The 22,788-nt window shown below is 50.5% G+C and carries 19 protein-coding genes; 8 read left to right on the forward strand and 11 right to left on the reverse strand.

Going from position 1 to position 22,788, the window contains the following annotated elements; genetic code table 11:
* Window positions 1-69: 69 nt before the first annotated feature.
* Complete coding sequence (locus PsAD26_RS22230) at window positions 70-732, forward strand: HAD family hydrolase (protein ID WP_063312164.1); 663 nt, start codon at window positions 70-72, stop codon at window positions 730-732.
* Between the two features lie 839 nt (window positions 733-1,571).
* On the opposite strand, the gene PsAD26_RS22240 is transcribed toward PsAD26_RS22230, so the two are convergent.
* The 6 genes from PsAD26_RS22240 to PsAD26_RS22265 all read right to left on the reverse strand — a co-directional run bounded on the left by PsAD26_RS22240 (window position 1,572) and on the right by PsAD26_RS22265 (window position 7,247).
* Window positions 1,572-2,069, reverse strand: coding sequence for a hypothetical protein (locus tag PsAD26_RS22240; RefSeq protein WP_063312166.1), 498 nt, complete (start codon window positions 2,067-2,069; stop codon window positions 1,572-1,574).
* 84 nt (window positions 2,070-2,153) lie between these two features.
* Complete coding sequence (gene ttcA / locus PsAD26_RS22245) at window positions 2,154-3,119, reverse strand: tRNA 2-thiocytidine(32) synthetase TtcA (protein WP_063312167.1); 966 nt, start codon at window positions 3,117-3,119, stop codon at window positions 2,154-2,156.
* Window positions 3,120-3,250: 131 nt separating this feature from the next.
* Window positions 3,251-3,868, reverse strand: a complete 618-nt coding sequence (gene rpsD / locus PsAD26_RS22250; protein ID WP_057462588.1) for a 30S ribosomal protein S4 — start codon at window positions 3,866-3,868, stop codon at window positions 3,251-3,253.
* A 238-nt stretch (window positions 3,869-4,106) separates the two neighbouring features.
* Window positions 4,107-5,552 carry a sodium:alanine symporter family protein gene (locus PsAD26_RS22255; protein ID WP_193758333.1) on the reverse strand — a complete coding sequence of 482 codons (1,446 nt, stop codon included), beginning with the start codon at window positions 5,550-5,552 and terminating at the stop codon, window positions 4,107-4,109.
* Between the two features lie 151 nt (window positions 5,553-5,703).
* Window positions 5,704-6,477: a glutamate racemase gene (gene murI, locus PsAD26_RS22260; protein ID WP_063312169.1), complete on the reverse strand. Its 774-nt coding sequence runs from the start codon at window positions 6,475-6,477 to the stop codon at window positions 5,704-5,706.
* Window positions 6,477-7,247, reverse strand: coding sequence for an RNA methyltransferase (locus PsAD26_RS22265; RefSeq protein WP_063292767.1), 771 nt, complete (start codon window positions 7,245-7,247; stop codon window positions 6,477-6,479). Before PsAD26_RS22265 ends, murI begins: the two co-directional genes overlap by 1 nt.
* A gap of 294 nt (window positions 7,248-7,541) precedes the next feature.
* On the opposite strand from PsAD26_RS22265, the gene PsAD26_RS22270 reads away from it, so the two are divergent.
* Window positions 7,542-8,126, forward strand: a complete 585-nt coding sequence (locus tag PsAD26_RS22270) for an HdeD family acid-resistance protein (RefSeq protein WP_063312170.1) — start codon at window positions 7,542-7,544, stop codon at window positions 8,124-8,126.
* A 93-nt stretch (window positions 8,127-8,219) separates the two neighbouring features.
* On the opposite strand, the gene PsAD26_RS22275 is transcribed toward PsAD26_RS22270, so the two are convergent.
* Both PsAD26_RS22275 and fabF read right to left on the reverse strand, forming a co-directional pair.
* Complete coding sequence (locus PsAD26_RS22275) at window positions 8,220-8,810, reverse strand: DUF2585 domain-containing protein (RefSeq protein ID WP_063312171.1); 591 nt, start codon at window positions 8,808-8,810, stop codon at window positions 8,220-8,222.
* Window positions 8,811-9,036: 226 nt separating this feature from the next.
* Window positions 9,037-10,299, reverse strand: a complete 1,263-nt coding sequence (gene fabF / locus PsAD26_RS22280) for a beta-ketoacyl-ACP synthase II (RefSeq protein WP_063312172.1) — start codon at window positions 10,297-10,299, stop codon at window positions 9,037-9,039.
* Between the two features lie 459 nt (window positions 10,300-10,758).
* Here fabF and PsAD26_RS22285 point away from each other — a divergent pair, with 459 nt between their 5' ends.
* The 3 genes from PsAD26_RS22285 (at window position 10,759) to PsAD26_RS22295 (ending at window position 14,472) form a co-directional block, all read left to right on the forward strand.
* A complete protein-coding gene (locus PsAD26_RS22285; protein ID WP_063312173.1) occupies window positions 10,759-11,976 on the forward strand; it encodes an NADP-dependent isocitrate dehydrogenase in 1,218 nt (405 codons plus the stop codon).
* A gap of 180 nt (window positions 11,977-12,156) precedes the next feature.
* On the forward strand, window positions 12,157-13,278 hold the full coding sequence (locus PsAD26_RS22290) for a hypothetical protein (RefSeq protein WP_063312174.1): 1,122 nt from the start codon (window positions 12,157-12,159) through the stop codon (window positions 13,276-13,278).
* Window positions 13,279-13,491: 213 nt separating this feature from the next.
* Complete coding sequence (locus PsAD26_RS22295) at window positions 13,492-14,472, forward strand: glycerophosphodiester phosphodiesterase family protein (RefSeq protein WP_063312175.1); 981 nt, start codon at window positions 13,492-13,494, stop codon at window positions 14,470-14,472.
* Here PsAD26_RS22295 and PsAD26_RS22300 read toward each other — a convergent pair.
* From PsAD26_RS22300 to recA, 3 genes are all read right to left on the reverse strand, one after another.
* Entirely contained in the window at window positions 14,462-15,637 is a 1,176-nt protein-coding gene (locus tag PsAD26_RS22300) for a cyclic nucleotide-gated ion channel (RefSeq protein WP_063312176.1), read from the reverse strand. The genes PsAD26_RS22295 and PsAD26_RS22300 overlap by 11 nt on opposite strands.
* A 189-nt stretch (window positions 15,638-15,826) precedes the next feature.
* Window positions 15,827-18,487, reverse strand: a complete 2,661-nt coding sequence (gene alaS / locus PsAD26_RS22305) for an alanine--tRNA ligase (protein ID WP_063312177.1) — start codon at window positions 18,485-18,487, stop codon at window positions 15,827-15,829.
* A 190-nt stretch (window positions 18,488-18,677) separates the two neighbouring features.
* On the reverse strand, window positions 18,678-19,742 hold the full coding sequence (recA, locus tag PsAD26_RS22310; protein ID WP_057462600.1) for a recombinase RecA: 1,065 nt from the start codon (window positions 19,740-19,742) through the stop codon (window positions 18,678-18,680).
* A 303-nt stretch (window positions 19,743-20,045) separates the two neighbouring features.
* On the opposite strand from recA, the gene PsAD26_RS22315 reads away from it, so the two are divergent.
* The 3 genes from PsAD26_RS22315 (at window position 20,046) to PsAD26_RS22325 (ending at window position 22,781) form a co-directional block, all read left to right on the forward strand.
* On the forward strand, window positions 20,046-20,969 hold the full coding sequence (locus PsAD26_RS22315; RefSeq protein ID WP_063312178.1) for a PfkB family carbohydrate kinase: 924 nt from the start codon (window positions 20,046-20,048) through the stop codon (window positions 20,967-20,969).
* A gap of 32 nt (window positions 20,970-21,001) precedes the next feature.
* Entirely contained in the window at window positions 21,002-21,916 is a 915-nt protein-coding gene (locus PsAD26_RS22320; RefSeq protein ID WP_063312179.1) for a pseudouridine-5'-phosphate glycosidase, read from the forward strand.
* 397 nt (window positions 21,917-22,313) lie between these two features.
* Complete coding sequence (locus tag PsAD26_RS22325; protein ID WP_063312244.1) at window positions 22,314-22,781, forward strand: hypothetical protein; 468 nt, start codon at window positions 22,314-22,316, stop codon at window positions 22,779-22,781.
* The last annotated feature ends 7 nt before the right edge of the window (window positions 22,782-22,788 follow it).

Here is a 22,788-nt window from a genome sequence, read left to right on the forward strand (position 1 = left end):
TTTTTTGTTGTCAGACGATTGGAAATCGTTAGGCTATTCTACCAACTAGCTCAAATAAGCAGGCACCATATGTTTAAGACCATTGTTTTCGATCTGGACGGTACTATTTGCCACCACAAAGCGTCCTACCCTAAAATGTTCTTTGAGATTTTTGGCGAGCAGTTCAATAAGCACAGCGACACTTGGCTACGCCATATGTTGCACAATGGTGAGCACACGGGTTTTGAGGCTGTGCAATCCTGTTTCCCAGACATGCAAGCTGACAAACAGGTGCACGCGCTGGCAACGTTCACCCAGAGGTGGGCGGAAGCACAAGCTCCTTTCTCTGGCATTTTTGAAGCAATCGCACTTTTGAAGGCAAACTTTGATTGTCAGGTTGGTGTCATGACCAATGGCCCTTCAAGTTTCCAATGGGCTGTCATGAACAAGCTTGAAATTCTGGATCACGTCGACTTTGCTTACGCCAGTGGTGATACATTCCCAGCAGAGAGCAAACCAAGCGTGTCCCTTCTTCGCAAGCTTGAGAACAAACACGACTTTGTCGCAGAAACAGCTCTGTTCATTGGAGATAATCTGGAAAAAGACATCAAGCCCGCCCGCGAGGCAGGTTGGAGTGCACTCCATGTTGCTCCCCACGATCAAAAAACTGATTCACTGCCCCTGAAGAACTTCACAGAAGCAACAGCGCAGGCAGATTGCTTAGAGGTTAACTGGAGCAGCCTGACCACTTAACCTTCCTGAACGCTAAATGAACACACCTCTCAGAGCTCTCTCACATTCCCCTTGCTAAAACAGTCTCATCAACAGTTCATCGGGGGATGAGAGATGCAAGTTTATCTGAGAGTTTTGCTCCTAGGCGTAATCACAGGCACCACGATGGGTGCAGTCGCCGCTGGCATTACGCCAACCACGAGAGAAGGGCTCGCTCGCTACGAGTGCAACCACATAACCGTTTTTCAAAAACCGTCTCTACTGAACGGCCCTGATGCCTGTAAGTACTATGGGGGGATGAAGTGAGAACTCAGCTACACTCATACTGTTGCTTCACCACGGTAATAACACCGTCTCGTAAATTGAAGCGCTCAGTCAGCTTGCTGCAACGATCACATAATGGAACGATCTGAGCTCGACTTCCGCTCAGCCATCTTACGTGTGTTCCTTGGGTGGGTTTTTTGCCGCAATCTACGTTGCTGCATGTAGACGGCCAGTCCTGCTTGGAATGCCTGATCCAGTGCAGCTTCCAAGAGCCGCACCGACAGGACTGATCAGCAGTATCGCTCTGCTTTTTCCATCCAAGGCCGTTCAAGCCATCAATCACCATATTCATAGTTACCTCCAATGCCTTTGGTGGAAAATTCACATCGAGAAACTAAAAAATTATCGCCACGTTAAACCGAGGCCTGACCGTCGAAATGTCTGTCCTAATTCAACTTTAGTTATAGGGTCTGGATACAATCTTTATTGAATAGGTAAAATGACGTAGTTTTTGCAATTATTTCTCACAGTTTACGTATTTTTATTACCTAACAAGAATTTAAAATACCGCAGGGAATCCCCAGTAACATTGGAGATCAAACACCATTGAGACGGCGATACTGGTTGATTTGCTCTGCTATTTCTTCAGGAGACTGCTTGTAGGTGCCTGGCAGCACCCCATCAACACCCAACCCACGCACAGCTTGAGCATAAGGAAACTTCCGCTTTCCCTTCAAGTCCAGCACAACACGCTTGGCCAGCTTGATGCCCATAAAACTGAGTTGCTTTACATCCACACTTTCAATCTCACTCCAAGCCAGTCTACGCTTGATAAGAGCACGATGATAAACAATCCCGTCTTTTCCAATTTCGGCATAATTAAGTGAGGGAAGATAAAAGATGCAGGCAGTGCCAAGTGCGATCGTGATGCCAATCAGAAAGAACGTGGTGATGCTTATGCCAAGCACCTCCTCAAGCAGTGGGGAGAGATCTGCATATCCGCGGAACTGCGAGAACACTACAAACATCAGTGCGGTAAAAACGTTCTGCAGGACTATGGCTGTGTTGCGTGCCCGAAATCGAAGGGGTGTCATATCTCAATCCAATGCAGTCGATCAATCTATCGGGGAAAAGCAAAAAACCGCTCCATCACCGGATGCAACGGTAAAGCCAATTGCCTAAAACTCATTACCAAACAGCTTTTCAGTCATCGCATCAGCAGCGGCACAAGGTTCCTGATCACTCTCCCCCTGCTCACCCGTATTGGGGCGCAGGCCAACAAAGTCAAACGCCTGTGCATCATGTAAGTGAGATGGACGCACATGCGCCAGAGCACGAGCCATAATGCCCAGCCGACCCGGCGTCTCCTTCTCCCACTGTTGCAGCATCTTCTTCACTTGAACACGCTGCAAGCCATCCTGTGAGCCACACAGGTTGCAAGGAATAATTGGGAAGTCCATTGCCTTGGAGAACTTCTCGATATCCACTTCAGAGGAGTTCATCAGCGGACGCAGCACCATCAGGTCACCTTCATCATTCACCAGCTTTGGCGGCATGGAGGCCATACGTCCACCAAAGAACATATTCATCATAAAGGTTTCCAAAGCATCGTCCCGGTGATGCCCCAGCACAATTGCCTCACAGCCCAGCTCACGAGCAGTGCGATATAAAATACCGCGGCGTAGGCGAGAACACAGGGAACAATAAGTAGACGTTTCAGGCAGCTTGTCTGTCACAATGCCGTAGGTGTTTTCACGCACAATCTTGTTAGGGATTTGGTAGCGCTCAAAGAACTCAGGCAGAATGTGCTGCGGAAAATCTGGTTGGGACTGATCAAGGTTGCAGGCGATCAGGTCAACAGGAAGAAGACCGCGCCACTTCAGATCCATCAGAACAGCAAGCAGAGTATAGCTGTCTTTACCGCCAGAAAGGCAAATAAGCCATTTGGTTTTCTCCGGGCTCGCCCCATCCGGAATCATCTTATAGTCAGAAATTGCCTGACGAGTTTCACGCAGCAAACGTTTACGCAGTTTTTTGAACTCAACCGAACTTGGCACCTCACGGAAAAGTGGATGACACTCTGAATCGAAACTCTTGTCCTCAGCGGCTGTATCAGTGGCGTGTTCTGCGCTTAACTGGCTCATGGCGTTATCTTATCTTCACTCGTTCTCAATCAAAAATGGCGAATGCATTATGCTGCGGGAGGAATAGCACCACCAAAAGAAAAGGGCCACCCAAAGGGCAGCCCAAATCAAATCCGTCAGGATCAAACCTATTAGCGGGAATAGAATTCCACAACCAGGTTTGGTTCCATCTGAACTGGGTAAGGCACGTCGCCAAAAGCAGGAACACGAGCAAATGTCGCGGTCAGCTTGTTGGTGTCAACGTCAAGGTAGTCAGGAACGTCACGCTCAGCGGACTGTACTGCTTCCAGTACGATTGCCAGCTGCTTGGACTTTTCACGAACTTCAATAACGTCACCAGGCTTACACATGTAAGAACCGATGTTTACACGGCGACCGTTTACGTTCACATGACCGTGGTTGATGAACTGACGAGCAGCAAACACAGTGAGAACGAATTTTGCGCGGTAAACAACTGCGTCAAGACGGCACTCGAGAAGACCGATAAGGTTTTCAGAAGTATCACCGCGCTGACGGGAAGCTTCATCATAAGTCTTACGGAACTGTTTCTCAGAGATGTTGCCGTAGTAGCCTTTCAGCTTCTGCTTAGCGCGCAGCTGCACACCAAAGTCAGAAAGCTTACCCTTACGACGCTGACCGTGCTGGCCTGGGCCATATTCACGACGGTTAGCAGGGCTTTTAGGGCGACCCCAGATGTTTTCACCCATCCGACGGTCTAGTTTATACTTGGCGCTCTGGCGCTTAGACATCGCAGTTTCCTTAGCGTTTATCTGTAATTTTAAAGGAAACGCGCCCTCCTTTTCCTTCACAAACCCAAAGGCTCACAAAGATTGACAGCGATCCTGGCAAATAGCGCATGCCGAACCACACGGGTGCGTAAAATCAAAGCGGCCCCAAAGGAACCGCAATGAACAGCGCATTCCTATTGAAATTACACGTAAGAGTCAACGGAATATGACAGCAAGCACCTGAGAAATAAGAGCACTATCAATAGCGTTTTTGTGCTTCTTCACCACGCTCTTTGCTCCAGATCGTGGCATCAACCCCATCCGCAAGTTCAGGATGCTCGGCAATGTCAAACATTGGCTCCTTCCCTTCCTTCAGCTGCTTGATGTAGTCCTTGGTGATCAAAGTCACTTTTGGTGCCAGAAGCACAATCGCGACCAGATTGATAGTCGCCATCACAGCCATCGCAGCATCCGCTGCATTAAACACAGTGCCGACTGTCTGCAAGGTACCCCAAAACACCATTGCCAACGAGAGAAGGCGAAGGATTGTAAGCCCCGGTTTCCAGCCGTGCTCCAGATAAATCATGGCATTCTCCGCATAGGAGTAATTTGCCACGATCGAGGTAAATGCGAAGAAAAAGATCGCGATAGCGATGAAATAAACACCAAAATCACCCACATGCGCTTCTGCGGCTGATTGTGTCAGCGATATACCGGTCACACCTGTTGTTGGGTCGTAGATGCCGGAAAGCAGAATAATCAATGCAGTCGCAGTACAAATCACGATCGTATCGATGAAGACACCCAGCGCCTGTACAAAACCCTGAGAAGCAGGATGATGTGGGTCAGGAACGGCTGATGCGGCAATGTTTGGTGCAGATCCCATTCCAGCTTCATTTGAATAAAGACCACGGCGGACACCGTTCAACAGCGCTGCCATCACACCACCGGATATCCCGCCAACCGCTTCTTCAAGGCCAAAGGCGTGCGCAACAATACTCCACAAAACACCAGGCACTTCTTCGTAGTTCGCAGCCAGAATACCAAACGCAATCACCACATAAGCAATCGCCATAAACGGAACAACAACCTCTGCAAAATGAGCGATCTTCCTCAGACCACCAAAGATGACCAGCCCAGCCGCCAGAACAAGCACCACACCTGTGACGATCTCCGGCACATCAAAAGCGCTGCTCATAGCATCAGCGATGGAGTTGGACTGCACTGCGGAGAACACGATACCAAAAGCAAAAATCAAAGCAATTGCAAAGACATGACCAAGCAGCTTGCTCTTCAAGCCTGCTGCCATGTAGACCGCTGGACCACCGCGAAACTGGCCATCGTCATCTTCGACTTTATAAAGCTGGGCTAACGCGCTTTCGGCATAAGCCGTCGCCATACCAACCAGAGCAACCATCCACATCCAGAAGATTGCCCCCGGCCCGCCCAGCGTCAGCGCGACTGCAACGCCGGCGATGTTACCGGTACCAACTCGTGACGCCAGACTGGTACATAAGGCCTGAAACGGGCTGATCCCATTACGGTCCTCATGCCTCGATTTAAGAAGAACACTGAAACACTGTCCAAAATATCGAAACTGGATAAAGCCCAATCGGAACGTGAAAAACACGCCAACGGCAAGCAAGCCATAAAGCAACACGTAGTTCCAGAGGATGGTATTGGTGTAATCGACGACAGTATTGATAAGATCCAAGGCTTCGACTCCAGCAAATGCGCAGGTGCCGACTGGGTATCAAAACAAATTCAAGATCCGCCTAGAACAACCAATTAAATAAGAGAGGATTTGAGCTAAGGCGAGCAACACTCCAGCAACCTATACCTTACGAGGGAGAACCTCAGCTGGTCAGGAAAAACAGATCCTCAAACCCGGTCGCTACAGATTCCGGCTCCACCACCTGAACCAACCGTTTGGCAATCGCAGGCGCAGGATCAATCCACGTCACCGGCCAGGGAGCTACCCGCTCCATTTCTTCCTGCAAAAAAGGATAGTGCGTGCATCCAAGTACGATGCAGTCGGTACGCTGACCGTCTTTCTCGACAAAGCAAGGAGCAATTTCCTGCTGCAAACGATCAAGATCCACGACGCGACCTGCGAGCTTATCTTCTGCAAGCGCTGCAAGACCGGTTGCCCCAACAAGAGCGATATGGTGCTCAGGCGCAAACTCTATGATCAGGTCCTGCGTGTAGTCACGCTTCACAGTCCCTGGCGTGGCAAGCACTGCAAAAACGCCGCTTTGTGTTTGTTCAGCAGCAGGTTTAATTGCAGGAACCGTCCCAACCACAGGAACGCTCATAATCTCTCGCAAGCTCTTGAGCACAAGCGTCGAGGCCGTGTTGCAAGCGACCACAACCGCACTCGGTTGCCACACTTCACTAACGGACGCAACCAAGGCGCAGATGTGCTCACGCAGTGCCGCTGCATCCCAGTCGCCATAAGGGAAAGCAGCACGGTCCGCTAGATACAGCAGTGCAGCATCAGGGAGCATTCGTTTGATCTCACGCTGCACAGACAGCCCCCCGACACCACTATCCAAAACCAACACACGACCTGACGTATCCGCCTGCATGTGCATTTGTTGAAATGAAGTGACTAGGGAGCCGGCCAGCATCAATCTTTGTCCTTCACGCCATACTTCTCAAAGCAGGAAATCACACCACGCATGATACGCACTTCATTTTCGGTGAGATCTGCTTTCTGAAAGATGTTGCGCAGCCTACGAATTGTTACTGGCTTCTTTTCAATAGGACGGAAGAACCCGCGAGAATCCAGCCCTGCTTCCAGATGCTCAAACATCCGTTGAATGGACTCTTGTGTTGCCAGCTCACCATCATAATCATCCAAGGAGAAAGGCAGTGCACCTGCTGTCGCCACGCGGCGCCATTCATAGGCACATACCAAAACAGCCTGGGCAATATTCAAGGATGCATAAGTCGGATCAACCGGAAGGGTCACAATCTTATTTGCAAGCGCCACTTCATCATTATTCAGGCCCCAGCGTTCGCGGCCAAACATGTAACCGGACGGGATCCCTCGCACGCCCTGAGCAACACTCTCAGTCGCAGCCTCATCAGGTCCCACAACAGGTTTTGGAATGTCACGGCTACGTGCGGTCGTTGCAAAAACGAGTTTCAGATCGGCAACAGCTTCTTCAACACTGTCGAAAACCCGCGCGGCATCAATAACATGATGCGCCCGGCTGGAAGCTGAGCGTGCTTTTTCACTCGGCCAACCATCGCGTGGGTTGATCAGGCGCAGGTCGTGCAGACCAAAATTGGCCATAGCACGAGCAACCATACCGATGTTTTCGCCAAGTTGAGGTTCACAGAGAACGACAACGGGAGGGATGGCATTGTTTGTTTCAGGAGTGCTTTCAGACATGCGGATCCTCTAGCCGATCACACTGGAAATTACCAGAGCCGTTTTGCCTCCCAACAGTCTCAGCAAACGCAAATTCCTATCAAAATAAGCCTGTCGTTTTCCCTCGGCGACAAGTCACCACCTGCACCTCAGTCAGATGATATGGCGTAGGAACTCTGACCAATCACCTAAAGAGGGTAAAATTCGGCGAATTCAATCAAGAGTAAAGCTGTGTTTTGCTGTTACCTAGAGTGTTAGCCATTTCAATGCAGCCTCTGAATGGCATGACCCTCTATGAAGGAGACCCCGACGACAATGTCTGGACAAGAACCCAACGCAGGTGGCACCCCGCCTACAAATGTCCCGGACCTCACGCAGTTAGTGCGTGACAACTGGTTGAAGTTTCTGGTGCTCGGAGTACTGATGGTGATTGGTGGTACGATTGTGTTGGTCATACCATACGCGTCCTCCATCGCAGTAGCACTGGTAATTGGATTGGTTCTGATAGTCGTCGGGGTTCTTCAACTCTGGCACGCCATGCGGGTAAAAGAATGGGGAGGCTTCCTCGGACAGTCGCTGATTGGCATCATCGCGCTGGTTGGCGGGGTAGCAATCTATTATAATCCTGTCGCCGGAACAGAGGCACTAACACTCGTGCTCTCTGCTGTCTTCATAGCACAAGGCATTGCGCAGGCATTGTTCTCATTCCGTTTGCGACCTCACACCAGTTGGGGCTGGATTCTAGCCTCTGGTGTCATAGCAATCGCAGCCGGCTTGATGATCCTGCTCGACTTCCCTGCTTCCACCGCTTGGGCGCTCGGCCTTGTGGCCGGCATTTCCATCATGTTCAATGGTTGGAGTTATGTGGCCATCGCACTGGCTGCGCACAAGAAAGCTTAGCGCGCTTCAGATGAGAATTTGATCGACAGAACGCATCCAGAAAGACAGTGTGCCGCGCAATCAAAAAATGAGCGCGGCACAATCTTGTTGTAATCAGTAAGCCTGCATCTGCCATTCTTTGATGGCATCTAACGGGTAAACCAGCATGATCACATTGAGTGTGAGGTTATCCCTGATGATCGCCCCAACAATCAATTCCATGGCAAGGATAAGCACAACAGTCAGCCAAACCGGCAATCGTGAAGCAAGCCAGAAACCGAAAATCATCCAGATAATATCAAAGACGGAGTTCAGAACACTGTCGCCAAAGTAATCAAGGGCGATGGTCGCTTCACGGTAACGATTGATGATGTAGCTGGAGTTCTCGACAAGCTCCCAGGTCGCCTCAACAATAACCGACAGAACCAACCGAAAGCCCATAGGCCAACCTGCACCGCCAGTAAAGAGACGCCCCATCCACCAGAACAACGCATAAAACAACATGCCGTGGATGATGTGCGACGGCGTGTACCAATCAGAGATGTGCTGGCTGCTATCAGCACTGTTGGCATTACCCGCCCAGAGCTTGACCACCCCACATTTACAGATTGGTTCCCGCCCCATTGCAAGAAGGATAGCGGCAGTCGCGATCAGCAACAGAATGGTGATTAAAGCATAGTGCTTGTTGTTCAAACGGTTGAGCATCAATCAAACTTTCAAAATGAGCAGGAATTAAAATCATATCTGCGAAGGATGAACAGGACCTTCAAACAAGCCTGCATATATAAGCAACACCTAAATCAATCAACGCAAACTGCTAGAAACACGAGTTAAATTAGGTCAGTAAAGTGCAGCTAAAAGAACAATGTGGCAAAAAGAAAAGGCCCAGAGATCCCCTGAGCCTTTTCCAAAACTATGTTGTTGCCAACTGTCAGCTCGGCTTTCCGAAGATCAAGGAAGCATTCACCCCGCCAAAACCAAAGCCATTGGACATGACATATTTCAGGTCTTTCTCTTTGGAGGCATTCGCCACCAGATCAAACTGGGAAGCCTCATCATCAGGCTCTTCCAAGTTCAATGTCGGAGGAAGCACGCCTTCCCGCAGTGCCATAATAGAAGCAATTGCCTCAATAGCACCGGCAGCCCCCAAAAGGTGGCCCGTCGCAGACTTGGTTGAAGAAACAGCCAGATCCTTCCCGCGGTCACCAAACACAGCCTGAATACCTGCAATTTCTGCAGCGTCGCCAACTGGCGTCGATGTACTGTGGGCATTGATGTAATCAATATCGTCAGGATTAATCCCTGCCTGCTTCAAGGCCTTGCGCATCGCAGCTTGCCCACCTGCTCCATCTGGAGGGGATGCCGTCACATGGTGAGCATCAGCTGATGTGCCATAACCCAGAATCTCAGCAAGCGGTGTCGCACCGCGAGCAAGGGCATGGTCAAGCGTCTCAATCACCAACATCGCAGCTCCCTCACCCATGACAAATCCATCACGGTTTTTGTCAAAGGGACGAGAGGCTTTGCTAGGCTCATCATTATACCCGCTCGACAGCGCACGGGCTGCAGAAAAGCCCGCAAACGAGACAGCATCAATACAAGCCTCAGCACCACCAGCAAGGGCAACACTCGCCTCACCGCTCTTGATCATGCGCACCGCATCACCAATGGCCTGCACACTGGCAGCACATGCGGTCACAGGCGTTCCCAACGGGCCTTTAAACCCATTGGCAATCGAAACTTGACCCGCTGCAAGGTTTGCAAGAAAGCTCGGTACAATAAACGGCGACAAACGCCGCGGACCTTTGGTCTCAACGGTGCGTGTAGCTCCGGTCATCGCTGGAAAGCCACCAACCCCGGATGCAATGATCGTCGCGGTGCTCTCCTTCTCTTCGTCCGTTTCAGGACGCCAGCCAGCCTGTTCAACGGCTTCTTTGGCTGCAACCAGAGCATAATGGATAAACAAATCCATCTTCTTCTGGTCTTTAAAAGGAATAGCAACACTGGCATCAAAGCCAAATTCATCTTCGTCGATGGTTGGAACCTGTCCTGCCACCTGACAAGCATGCTCGCTTCCATCAAATCTGGTAAGAGCGCGAATACCACTTTCAGAAGCTACCAGTCTCTTCCAAAACGGGTTGATCCCAACACCTAGGGGCGAAACAACCCCCATACCGGTTACAACAATCCGCATCTTCCCTTACTCCTAAGTCAAAGAACGCAGCAACCGACTCCTGCGCGCTCTACAAAATGCTCGCGTCTCAATTATGACGCCATCAGGTCGCCAGAGTAATTGGATATGTTTTGAGAGTTAAGAACAAACTGCACAATTGCAACTCATAGTGGATAACATCTTGGGATTGCGGAGTAATCGGTTTTTGCGCCCTAAGCAGAATGTCCGACAATCCACTCGAAAAGGAGAAAGGCACAGCAAGATTATGGACAGCATCCCACACCATGTATGAGAGCAAATACAGTTGAAATTGCAGTTTGTTAGCAAACACAACTTCTGTGCGGCATACGAATTTGGTATTACAAGCCAACCGAGCTAGCATTTCCACTGGCATTAAATTGCGCACATGTGTATACACATGGTAATTCGAGCCGCTTCAGGCTCCATTTTCATGTACCTAAAAACACGAGGTCTACTAATATGGCGAAGATCAAGGTAGCAAATCCAGTCGTCGAGCTCGACGGCGATGAGATGACTCGCATCATTTGGCAGTTCATCAAGGACAAGCTGATCCATCCTTACCTGGACATCGATCTGAAGTACTACGACCTCGGCATTGAGTCTCGCGACGCAACAGACGATCAGATCACCGTTGATGCTGCAAACGCAATCAAAGAACACGGCGTTGGCGTTAAGTGTGCAACCATCACTCCAGATGAAGCACGCGTTGAAGAATTTGACCTGAAGCGCATGTACCGCTCTCCAAACGGCACCATCCGTAACATCCTGGGTGGCGTTATCTTCCGTGAGCCAATCATCATGTCCAACGTTCCGCGTCTGGTTCCAGGTTGGACTCAGCCAATCATCGTTGGCCGTCACGCATATGGTGATCAGTACCGCGCGACCGACTTTAAATTCCCTGGCAAAGGTAAACTGTCCATCAAATTCGTTGGTGACGACGGCGCTGAGATTGAGCACGAAGTATTCGATGCTCCTTCAGCAGGTATCGCAATGGCGATGTACAACCTGGATGATTCCATCCGCGACTTCGCCCGTGCATCCCTAAACTACGCACTGGGCCGCAAGGTTCCTTGTTACCTCTCCACCAAGAACACCATCCTCAAAGTATACGATGGCCGCTTCAAAGATATCTTCCAGGAAATCTATGAGGCTGAGTTCAAAGAGAAGTACGAAGCAGAAAAAATCTGGTACGAGCACCGCCTCATCGATGACATGGTTGCTGCATCCATGAAGTGGTCCGGTGGCTACGTTTGGGCTTGTAAGAACTACGACGGCGACGTTCAGTCCGACACCGTTGCACAAGGCTTCGGCTCTCTTGGCCTGATGACTTCCGTTCTCATGTCACCAGACGGCAAAACCGTTGAAGCAGAAGCTGCACACGGCACAGTGACCCGTCACTACCGTCAGCATGAAAAAGGTGAAGACACTTCCACAAACTCCATCGCATCTATCTTTGCATGGACCCGTGGCCTGGCTCACCGCGCGAAACTCGACGACAACGCTGAGCTGAAGAAGTTTGCTGAAACTCTTGAGCAGGTATGTATCGACACAGTTGAAAGCGGTCACATGACCAAAGATCTGGCCCTGCTCGTAGGTCCAGACCAGAAGTGGCTCACCACAACTGGCTTCCTCGACAAAGTCGACGAAAACCTCCAGAAAGCTATGGCTACTGCGTAAGCGCTGCCAAAGCTCTGATTTACGAAAAGGGTGCCTCTGGGCACCCTTTTTTGTGTGCGAAGCAATTACACAAGCCAGCCAAACCGATTGAAATTCCAGTACTCCCTTTAAATCAAGGGAGTACTGAACAATGCATCCTTCACGAATACGGCCTTACCGTAATCAAAAAGGATCCAGAGAATGAAACCACAACCCTTATTGTTACTGCTCGGTGCGGGCTTGGCAAACTTTGCTCAAGCTCAGGATAATGAAGCCATAACCGCCAAGAAAATTGGCCCGTACTTCCAGCTGGAAATACAAACGACAGCCCCTTCAGGTGAAAAAAAGAACTCGATCTTTGTGATGGACACAGGGTCAACCGGCATCGTTGGCTCTGCTGGATTTTTTATCCCCACGGCTCAAGAGCAGGCAAGTTCCACCTGCACCACCCTGTCCTACTCCAGCTCAGGGAACACCTATGCTGGATACATTATCAATCGTGATCTCTCGTATGGAACGCCCGGCAAGGCTCCTACAAAACACCTCAAAAACTTTCCGGTCTTTGCCGCTGTACAGCATTGTCCAAACAGTAAGAACAAGCCCACCTGTTCAAAGACACCCGCACCCACCTGCAATCACAATCCTAAGGTTTTCATGATGGGTGTTGGCTTTGACAGTCCCCACGGCATTTCCCAGGTGGATGCGGAGCAAGCCAATCCTACAAACCCATTCCTAAATCTTGTCGACAACAATGGCATCCCTTTCGAGGTCCAGAATTATGCCCTCACAAGCACACACTCAAACAGCAGCAGCATCGATGTCTATCTGGCATCTACTCAAAACCCACTCCCCAATCTGGGCAAAACGCTCACGCTTCCACTATCTACGTCACCAGCAAATCCAACGGTTTTGGTTGCACCTGTCCTCCCCTTTGCAATCACGAGCAAGTCCAACGATAAGGTCGTTTATCCGCCAACTGGTCCTCAACCAGCCCGCATTCTCCCGGATACAGGTATTTCATATGGCATAGTCTCAGTAGCTGAAAACACGCCCCCATGTTGTACTGCCAGCCCGAACAGTGGACAGATTGAAACGTCAGACTATGAGATGCAGCTTTACGTAAATGAGCAAAGCAAAGAGCCTCTGGTGGTACTAAGCTATGGGAGCAATCAGGCTCTCGGCCACTCAGCCAGATGGTCCTTAGGGCACAAGGATGTTAGTCCGATGCTATTTAACAGCGGCCAGCTGTTTTTTGAGCACTGCAATTACTTCTACTCCCCCGCAGAGAAGCAAGTGACCCTAAGCTGCGCTTCAGGAAAATAAGGCTAACAGGGAGCGGAACAGCAGCTCTGACGCTCCCTGACGAACCGACCGACCAGATCTCAACATGCATGTGCCTGATTACCGCAAAGTTCCCAAGGACTTCACCGGCACCTCGATGCCGAAATCTTGAGTACGCCAAAACAACGCCTAAGTGAGAACACATTAGGCTTTCAACCTAGGCGGACGGTCTCTGTTTCCAACCCGGCGCCTCTTATGTTTAAAAAGATTGTCCTGCTGCTCCTCCTCGTCTTTGCCGGGGTCTACCTCTACAACGCCTCATGGCTTTCAAGCCAACCCTTATCCGGCAAACCCAGGTTCATTGCTCATCGCGGTGTCCACCAAACCTATCATCGCAACGAGCTGACCAATCAGACTTGTACGGCAGAACGCATTGACACGCCTTCTCATTCCTATCTGGAAAACACAATTGCCTCTATGAAAGCCGCGTTTGAAGCTGGCGCAGATATTGTGGAGCTGGATGTACACCCAACAGCAGACAACAAACTCGCCGTCTTTCATGATTGGACACTGGACTGCCGGACCAATGGCCTAGGCATCACCAGATCTCATTCACTTGCAAAGCTCAAAGCACTGGACATCGGCTATGGCTACACTGCAGACGGCGGAAAAACCTATCCATTGAGGGGAACCGGCATAGGTGCCTTACCAGAACTTGAGGAGGTGTTCCGCGCCCTCCCCGGCAAGAAGTTCCTGATCAATTTCAAGGAGAAAGAACTACGCTCGGCAGAACTCCTTCAAGAGAAACTCAGCAGACATCCAGAATGGAAGAAGCAAATCTGGGGTGTCTATGGAGCTGCTGCCCCCACCTGGAGCATTGCAGATAGCAACGAGGAAATCGTAGGCTTCGACAAACGCCAAACCAAAGCCTGCCTAAAAACATACGTCGCTCTCGGCTGGAGTGGATACGTTCCACATGATTGCAGAGGCACCGTCATTGGTGTTCCCTCAAATTACACATGGGCTGTGTGGGGCTGGCCACATAAATTCCAACAAAGGCTCAAGGAATATGGCAGCGAAGTCATCGCATCGGGCCCATTCAAATCACAGGGTGCAGGTGGCGGCATAGATACAACCGAACAGCTTGCTGCAGTGCCTGATAATTTTGATGGCTACATCTGGACCAATAAGATCGAAATGCTAACACCGTACATCCAGCGCCAGACTACGAAGTAAACTCCACATCCGTATGATGGCTCTTGCGCTCGTCAATAGCTTCATCAATGATCTTCCTGGCAACAGCCGGCTTGCGATCCATGAAGCGGCGCAGGTCTTCCATCTTGAGCACCATAAGCTGTACCGATGTGCGCGCTACAGCGCTGGCCGTTCGCTTGCGATGAGCAAACAACGATGCCTCACCAAAGTGCTCCCCCTCACCATGCAAAACACGGTGATCATCAAACACTTCTTCCACTTCACCAGATGCAATCAGGTGAAGGCTGTCTCCATCCTCCCCTTTCTCGCAAATGGTCTGCCCAGCAGGCACACTGTGCGAATGTAAAAGCTCAGTCACAGCGGCGATCTCAACTGCAGACAAGCGCTCAAACAACGGAATAGTGGCCACCATTCCCCAGGTGATAACAAAGTCCCTGCTATGGATTTCACGCGCAAACGCGGTGCCAACAATGCCAACCGGCAGCGCAAACAGGCAGTACCCCATCAACATCACAACACTTGCAATGGTTTTGCCCACGGCAGTGACAGGCACAACATCGCCATAACCCACCGTAGTGAGTGTAGAAAACGCCCACCACAACGCACTTGGAATGGTGCCGAAATGCTCTGGCTGGACAGCGTGTTCAACACTGTAAAGCAGCGTAGCGGCTACAAGAGCAACACCCAGAATCAGCACTAGACTGCCCACAATCGCCCTCTGCTCAGCAACCACAGCAGAAATCAAAGAACGAACAGCAGGCGAATACCGCGCAATCTTCAAGAACCGCAACAAACGCAGAATAACAAGCGACTTCCAACTGATGCTGGCAAAAAACAACGAAAGCCAGAAGGGCAGAACAGCTATAAAATCAACTAATGAGAGCGGCTGTACCGCATAAACTGCACGCGCTTTGAGTGGTCCGTATTTCCTCAAAGGTGGATGCAGGTCCGAAACCCAGAGCCGCAGCAGATACTCTATGGCAAAGATTGAACCGGCAACAAAATCCAGCAAAAAAATCTGCCAGACATACACCTCTCCAATGCTGGGCTCGGTTTCGAGAACAGCAAGTCCCACATTCAAAACGATGAAGACGATAAGAATAGCGTCGATCTGCTTGGCAAGCCGATTACCGGCACTGCTGCGCTCCAGCAGATTATAAACTTTCAACTTAATGGAGTGTGCCACCAAAGCCCCCAATACAATTCCCGCGCGCTTGAAGAAACAGATAAAGCAAACCCAAGAGTAACAAACCTCCCCTCACCATTTTGCAGGCCCACGCAAACCGCAAAAAGAGGCACTCAGCGAAAGTAACTGGCAAAAAATAAAGGGGAGATTAAATCCCCCCTTTGCAAATCTTAGATCTTTGGTTCGGTATTAAAGCGTTTCAAGGTGAGCCTTGATCGCAGCAATCGCCTCATCAGCCTTGCTTGCATCTGGGCCACCAGCCTGCGCCATGTCCGGACGGCCACCGCCACCACGACCACCAAGAGCAGCAGAACCAATGCGAACAAGCTCAATCGCACTGGCCGTCTCACTCACATCCTTGGTCGAGCCAACAACGATCGCAGCCTTACCGTCTTCCGCTTTGCTGATCAGCACAACAACACCGGAACCAATCGCAGTTTTGCCTTCATCTGCAACAGACTTAAGGTCTTTCGGGTTAATGCCTTCAAGAACGCGAGCCATAAGCTTGAATTTACCTGCTTCAGTAACACCAGCATCCCCATCGGAACTGCCACCGCCCATCGCGAGTTTCTTCTTCGCGTCCGTCAGTTCACGCTCAAGCTTCTTACGCTCATCCAGCAAGCTTGCAATGCGAGCAGGAACGTCAGCCGCAGCAACCTTAAGCAGACCAGCAGTCTCACGCATCAGCGCATCCTGCTCTGCCAGATACTTACGTGCTTCATCACCCGTAAGTGCTTCAATACGGCGAACACCAGCAGCAACAGCACCTTCAGAAACAACAGTCACAAGACCAATGTCACCAGTGCGTTTCACATGCGTGCCGCCGCAAAGTTCCACGGAGTAAGACTTACCGGCTTTTTCGCCAGTGGTTGCCGTACCCATAGAAACCACACGGACTTCATCGCCATACTTCTCACCGAACAGAGCCATCGCGCCAGCTTCAATCGCCTCATCAACTTCCATCAAAGAAGTCTCAACAGCTCCATTCTGCAGCACAATCTCATTGGCCAGAGCCTCAACCCGTACAGTTTCTTCAGCACTGACAGGCTTTGGATGCGAAAAGTCAAAACGCAGACGCTCAGGCGTAACCAAAGAGCCCTTCTGAGCAACGTGAGTACCCAGCACTTCACGCAAAGCTTCGTGAACAAGGTGTGTCGCAGAGTGGTTGGACCGAATTGCACTGCGGCGAGAATGGTCAACAACCAACTCAAGCGCGTCATCCACATTAACTTCACCGCTCTCAACACGAACAGCATGGACGAACAGCCCATCCGCTTTCTTCTGCGTGTTCGTCACAGCAAGAGAAACACCATCAGCAACCATGGTACCGCAGTCGCCAACCTGACCACCGGATTCGCCATAAAACGGTGTCTGGTTAAGGATCAAGGATCCCTCTTCACCTTGCTTCAGAGAAGTGACTTCTTCACCATCCTTCACAAGGTTCAGAACAACCGCTTCTGCCTTCTCAGTCTCATAACCAAGGAACTCAGTCGCGCCTGCTTTTTCCTTAATAGAGAACCAGATCGCATCGGTTGCAGCATCGCCAGAACCGGACCACGCCGCACGAGCTTCAGCACGCTGGCGCTCCATGGCAGTGTTGAACCCATCGGTATCAACCGCAATCTCACGGCTGCGCAATGCATCCTGTGTCAGATCGAGCGGGAAGCCGAAGGTGTCATAAAGCTTAAACGCTGTTTCACCATCAAGTTGATCACCGGAGCCCAGAGAACTGGTTGCATCTTCCAGTAGGCCAAGACCGCGCTCAAGAGTTTTGATGAAACGCTTTTCTTCCAGCTGAACAGTCTCTTCAATGAGCTTTTCTGCACGTGGCAGCTCAGGGAACGCCTGGCCCATTTCACGAACCAGAGTAGGCAGCATCTTGAAGATAACTGGCTCTTGCGCACCCAGAAGGTTTGCATGGCGCATCGCGCGGCGCATGATGCGGCGCAGAACGTAACCACGGCCTTCATTGGACGGCAGAACACCATCAGCAATCAGGAAGGCCATAGACCGCAAGTGATCTGCAATCACTCGGTGGCTCGCCTGTGCTTTGCCAACAGCTTCTACGCCAGTGAGATGTACAGAGCTCGCAATCAGAGCCTTGAAGAGATCGATCTCGTAGTTGTTATGTACGCCCTGCATAATCGCAGCAAAACGCTCAAGCCCCATGCCTGTATCGATGGATGGACGTGGCAGATCGATACGCTTTTCTGGCAGCTGCTCGTACTGCATGAACACGAGGTTCCAGATCTCGATAAAGCGATCACCATCTTCTTCAGGGGAGCCTGGAGGGCCACCCCAGATATGCTCACCGTGATCGTAGAAGATCTCAGAACATGGGCCACAAGGGCCGGTATCACCCATGGCCCAGAAGTTATCTGAGGTTGGAATGCGGATGATCTTCTCATCAGCAAAACCGGTCAGCTTCTTCCAGATTTTGAAGGCTTCTTCATCCTCGGAATAAACCGTGATCAACAGCTTGTCAGCCGGCAACCCGTATTCTTTGGTGATCAGATTCCACGCCAGCTCAATAGCGTTTTCCTTGAAGTAATCACCAAAGGAAAAGTTGCCCAGCATTTCAAAAAAGGTGTGGTGACGCGCAGTGTAGCCAACATTATCCAGATCGTTGTGCTTACCGCCAGCGCGAACACACTTTTGCGAGGATGTTGCACGCACGTAATCCCGTTTTTCCAAACCGGTGAATACGTTCTTGAATGGCACCATACCCGCATTTGTAAACATCAATGTCGGATCATTGCGTGGCACCAGTGGACTGGAAGGAACAACTTCGTGTCCGTTCTTTGCAAAGTAGTCGAGAAAAGCCGACCGAATTTCATTGACGCCACTCATAGATCTTGATGTCCGTCTCATTTTCTAGTGGTCAGCTACTTCAACAATCACAGCCGCCAAATTGCAGGGTATGCGCATCAAAAACGATGCAGCAAAAAATTAGTATCTGCCGCGTTTTAGCCATATGCAGCAAATCTGTCCATAAAACCCTACAAAAAAAGAGGCTGGATAAATCCAGCCCCTCTAAACTCTATTGGTTTTCCGCAGCTTTTTCTGGATCATCAATCGCTTCAGCGATCAAACCTGCATTCTGTCGGATGGCAAGTTCAATCTCGTCTGCCAGTTCAGGATTCTCTTTCAGGAAGGTTTTCGAGTTCTCTCGCCCCTGCCCCAGCCGCTGGCTGTTGTAGGAGAACCACGCACCTGACTTCTCAACAATGCCGCCTTTCACACCAAGGTCCAGCAATTCCCCCATTTTGGAGATGCCTTCACCGTAGATGATGTCAAACTCAACCTGCTTGAATGGAGGCGCCAGCTTATTCTTCACCACTTTCACGCGGGTCTGGTTACCAACAATCTCGTCACGATCTTTAATCGCACCGATACGGCGGATATCCAAACGCACAGAAGCATAGAACTTGAGCGCGTTACCACCAGTTGTCGTCTCAGGCGAACCAAACATCACACCGATCTTCATACGGATCTGGTTGATGAAGATCACCATAGTGTTGGATTTGGAAATGGAAGCGGTCAGCTTGCGCAGTGCCTGACTCATCAAACGAGCTTGCAGGCCTGGGAGCGAATCGCCCATCTCCCCTTCAAGTTCAGCTTTTGGTGTCAGCGCAGCAACGGAATCGATCACCAGCACATCAATCGCACCAGAACGAACCAGTGTATCGGCGATCTCAAGCGCCTGTTCACCAGCATCCGGCTGAGAGATGAGCAGGTCATCAATATTCACACCAAGCTTGCGTGCATAAATCGGATCCAGCGCATGTTCAGCATCAATAAAGGCGCAAATTCCACCTCCTTGCTGCGCACAGGCAACTGTGTGCAAAGCCAGTGTGGTTTTACCGGAGCTTTCAGGTCCATAGATCTCAACGATACGCCCTTTTGGAAGTCCGCCGATTCCAAGACCGATATCAAGACTGAGAGAACCAGTCGAGACGCTCTGGATTTCTACGGCCTGCCCCTGGCCCATGCGCATAATGGAGCCTTTACCAAAGGCTCGTTCAATTTGGGAAAGCGCTGCATCCAGTGCTTTATTCTTGTCCATCTGATTGCCCTCAACAAGGCGAAGTGAAGTTTGTGCCATACGTTCTCATCCCTTATTTCACGATGGACGCGCAGTTTCAAAGCCAGTTATTTGTACTCACTTTGTTCCAACTTCGCAATACCTGATAACTAACTAATAAAAATGAATTAATTTCAATGTGTTCTCTTATTGTTCAACATGTAGATAACTTTTCCCGACACACGCTTGGAGGAATGCATCTGGAATCAGACAGTAAAAGTGCACTTTTGATACATCACCCACAGTCTGTATTTGCTCGTAGCTTGCTTTGGCCAACCACATTGCATATCAACTGTCTTTCGATGTCGGGAGGAAGAATTGGTTATGTCCACTAAACAGGTCGGAGTAATCGGAGCAGTCCATCTGGACAGGATTGCCCACGCAGATCGACCATTCAAGCCGGACACTTCAACACCCGGGAAAATAATGTCCCGTGCTGGAGGTGTTGGAGCAAACATTGCACGCGCAATGGCCCGGCTGGGCATGCAACCAACAATGCATGGATGTCTGGGGGACGATGCAGACGGAGCATTCCTCGCAAAAAGTCTGACAGAGTGCGGGATTGATACTTCCAGTATCACCACTGTCGCAGACGGGAGAACCGGATCCTATCTGGCACTTCACAATCCGGATGGCACGTTATTCTCAGCTATTTCGGATAGTGAAATCACAGCAATGGTGAGTTTCTCACAGGCCCATCCGATCCCGCAGGCTCTGCTGGACTGCGATATCTGGCTCTGCGAAACCAATCTGGAAGAAGCAACACTTCTCTCACTCGCCGATGCCAAGGAGCATCGCCTTCTCGCAGCAGACACTGTCTCAATTGCGAAGGCGCCCAAACTGCGTTCCCTCCTCTCAAAAATCGACATTCTTTTTACCAACACAGATGAAGCCACAGCTCTTTTGGAGTGCAAACCAGGAGAATTCTCAGCAGAAGAACTAGCTCAAAAGCTGGCATCTGCGGGCATTCCAATTGTTCTGGTCAGCAATTCCAACAAACCACTGGCTCTTCACTGTGCAGGCAGCACAAGCTCGCACACTCCATTTTCTGTTGTTCCCGTGGATGTCACCGGCGCAGGTGATGCCTTCATTGCAGGCTTTCTTTATGCAAGTTGCCTCAATGAAGCCCCGGTTTCAGCAGTAAAAAGCGGCCTTGCTTCTGCATCAATTACAGTGGAAGCGACTGGCGCCGCGCCAGAAACGCTTTCACCCCAATCGCTTAAAGCTCGTTTATTAGAACATGCCTAAGCACCAACAACATACGAAAGACTGGGAAAACCATGGGAAGTTCAATTAAAATCCATCATTCAAAAGAAGTTGCAGATGCTCTGAGCAATGGCGCCCCTATTGTTGCGCTGGAGTCCACCATCATTACCCATGGCATGCCGTATCCGCAAAACGTTGAGACTGCCCGCGAAGTAGAACAGATCATCCGCGACGGTGGCGCGGTCCCTGCAACAATCGCAGTGTTGAATGGTGAACTTCACGTAGGTCTGGAAGACAGCACTCTGGAAGAACTGGCAAACGCCAAAGACGTCATGAAGTGCTCCCGCGCAGATCTGTCCTTCGCTATGGCACTGGGTAAAAACGGTTCCACAACCGTAGCCGCAACCATGATGGCAGCACACGCAGCTGGCATCCGCGTATTCGCAACCGGCGGCATCGGCGGTGTCCACAAGGGCGCAGAAACCAGCTTCGATATCTCAGCTGATCTGGATGAGCTGTCCCGCACTCCAGTTTGCGTTGTTTCCGCAGGCGCAAAAGCCCTGCTCGACATTCCAAAGACACTTGAAGTTCTGGAAACACGCGGCGTTCCAGTCATTGGGTTCAATTGTGAAAACGTACCAGCCTTCTGGTCTCGCGATTCAAAGATCAAAGCGCCTTACAGCCTGGACGATGCTTCCGACATCTCCAAACTGATCAAGTTCCGCGAAACATTTGGCGATCACGGCGGCATGCTGGTCACCAACCCGGTACCTGCAGAAGATGAAATTCCATCTGACGAAATGCAGGTGTTCATTGATGCATCCATTCAGGCAGCTGAAGAACAGAACGTCACCGGCAAGGAAGTAACACCGTTCGTGCTGCAAGACATTTTCGAGCGCACCAAGGGCCGCAGCCTTGCAACAAACATTGCGTTGGTTAAAAACAACGCAAAGCTTGCAACAAAAATTGCCTGTGGTTTGACTGCATAAGCAGCTTTTAAACCAAACAGAAATGCAAATCCGGGCTGGTCAATCCAACCCGGATTTTTTTTATGCGCAATCTGCGTTGTTTCTCGGGATCCCCCCCTGGCACTTTCAATCAACTCAAATCATGCAGAGACGTTCACACCTCTTTGATCGAAAGATTCCGTTGTTTTTCGGTCCCGATTATTTTAGGTGTTCTAAAGCTATAGAACTTTACATCTCTGTGTTTCTATTGGCGCATCTGCATCTTGTGGTCATAGAGTGCTCATCAAAACGCCATCAGGCGGGCATATGCGAGAAAGGCCAATCCCATTTAGTGGGTGGCTCCATTGAAATCACGCCAAACAGAATTTCGCGGTTGGCGGCAGCTGCTTCTGTTTTTGTCACCCGCAGGATTTACGCTATGAAGAAACTTATTTTTATCGGATTAACAGCAGCTCTCGCAGCTTGCCAAAGCGGCCCATCCAATCGCAGCGGCCAGCCTGCCATTCGTGCAGACGCAGATTCTCAAACCATCCAGATCAACGCATCACCTGAAACTGTTCGCAATACACTGGTAGACAGCGCAAGCGCACGAGGCACCATCGTGCAGCAGAATGAACCAAACATGGTGGTGATGGAAAGTTATCTGCGCGGCGAAAACGCTGTGTTCGATAACGAATTCGGCCCTTCTGATGCTGGCGAGCGCGCCTATCGCATTCGCGTACGCTTCTCCGGCTCTCAGTGCTCTACAAATGTTGTTCAAGATATTGCATTGGTCAACAACATCTACACGCCCGAGGAACGCGCGTTCCAAGTTCCAGCAAACTCTGCCTCCATGCAAAATCTGCAACGTTTGAAGGCCAATGCGGAATCATCTTCGGGCTGCTAAGCATCCA

Origin of the sequence: Pseudovibrio sp. Ad26, assembly GCF_001623285.1 — a bacterium.
Classification (GTDB): domain Bacteria; phylum Pseudomonadota; class Alphaproteobacteria; order Rhizobiales; family Stappiaceae; genus Pseudovibrio; species Pseudovibrio ascidiaceicola.

Coding starts and splice junctions, on each gene's coding strand:
- fabF (WP_063312172.1), bottom strand. CDS start 10,299: ATGCGGATTGTTGTAACCGGTATGGGGGTTGTTTCGCCCCTAGGTGTT.
- PsAD26_RS22315 (WP_063312178.1), top strand. CDS start 20,046: ATGTCCACTAAACAGGTCGGAGTAATCGGAGCAGTCCATCTGGACAGG.
- PsAD26_RS22240 (WP_063312166.1), bottom strand. CDS start 2,069: ATGACACCCCTTCGATTTCGGGCACGCAACACAGCCATAGTCCTGCAG.
- rpsD (WP_057462588.1), bottom strand. CDS start 3,868: ATGTCTAAGCGCCAGAGCGCCAAGTATAAACTAGACCGTCGGATGGGT.
- ttcA (WP_063312167.1), bottom strand. CDS start 3,119: ATGAGCCAGTTAAGCGCAGAACACGCCACTGATACAGCCGCTGAGGAC.
- alaS (WP_063312177.1), bottom strand. CDS start 18,487: ATGAGTGGCGTCAATGAAATTCGGTCGGCTTTTCTCGACTACTTTGCA.
- PsAD26_RS22265 (WP_063292767.1), bottom strand. CDS start 7,247: ATGTCTGAAAGCACTCCTGAAACAAACAATGCCATCCCTCCCGTTGTC.
- murI (WP_063312169.1), bottom strand. CDS start 6,477: ATGCTGGCCGGCTCCCTAGTCACTTCATTTCAACAAATGCACATGCAG.
- PsAD26_RS22275 (WP_063312171.1), bottom strand. CDS start 8,810: ATGCTCAACCGTTTGAACAACAAGCACTATGCTTTAATCACCATTCTG.
- PsAD26_RS22295 (WP_063312175.1), top strand. CDS start 13,492: ATGTTTAAAAAGATTGTCCTGCTGCTCCTCCTCGTCTTTGCCGGGGTC.
- PsAD26_RS22320 (WP_063312179.1), top strand. CDS start 21,002: ATGGGAAGTTCAATTAAAATCCATCATTCAAAAGAAGTTGCAGATGCT.
- PsAD26_RS22325 (WP_063312244.1), top strand. CDS start 22,314: ATGAAGAAACTTATTTTTATCGGATTAACAGCAGCTCTCGCAGCTTGC.
- PsAD26_RS22230 (WP_063312164.1), top strand. CDS start 70: ATGTTTAAGACCATTGTTTTCGATCTGGACGGTACTATTTGCCACCAC.
- PsAD26_RS22285 (WP_063312173.1), top strand. CDS start 10,759: ATGGCGAAGATCAAGGTAGCAAATCCAGTCGTCGAGCTCGACGGCGAT.
- PsAD26_RS22290 (WP_063312174.1), top strand. CDS start 12,157: ATGAAACCACAACCCTTATTGTTACTGCTCGGTGCGGGCTTGGCAAAC.
- recA (WP_057462600.1), bottom strand. CDS start 19,742: ATGGCACAAACTTCACTTCGCCTTGTTGAGGGCAATCAGATGGACAAG.
- PsAD26_RS22270 (WP_063312170.1), top strand. CDS start 7,542: ATGTCTGGACAAGAACCCAACGCAGGTGGCACCCCGCCTACAAATGTC.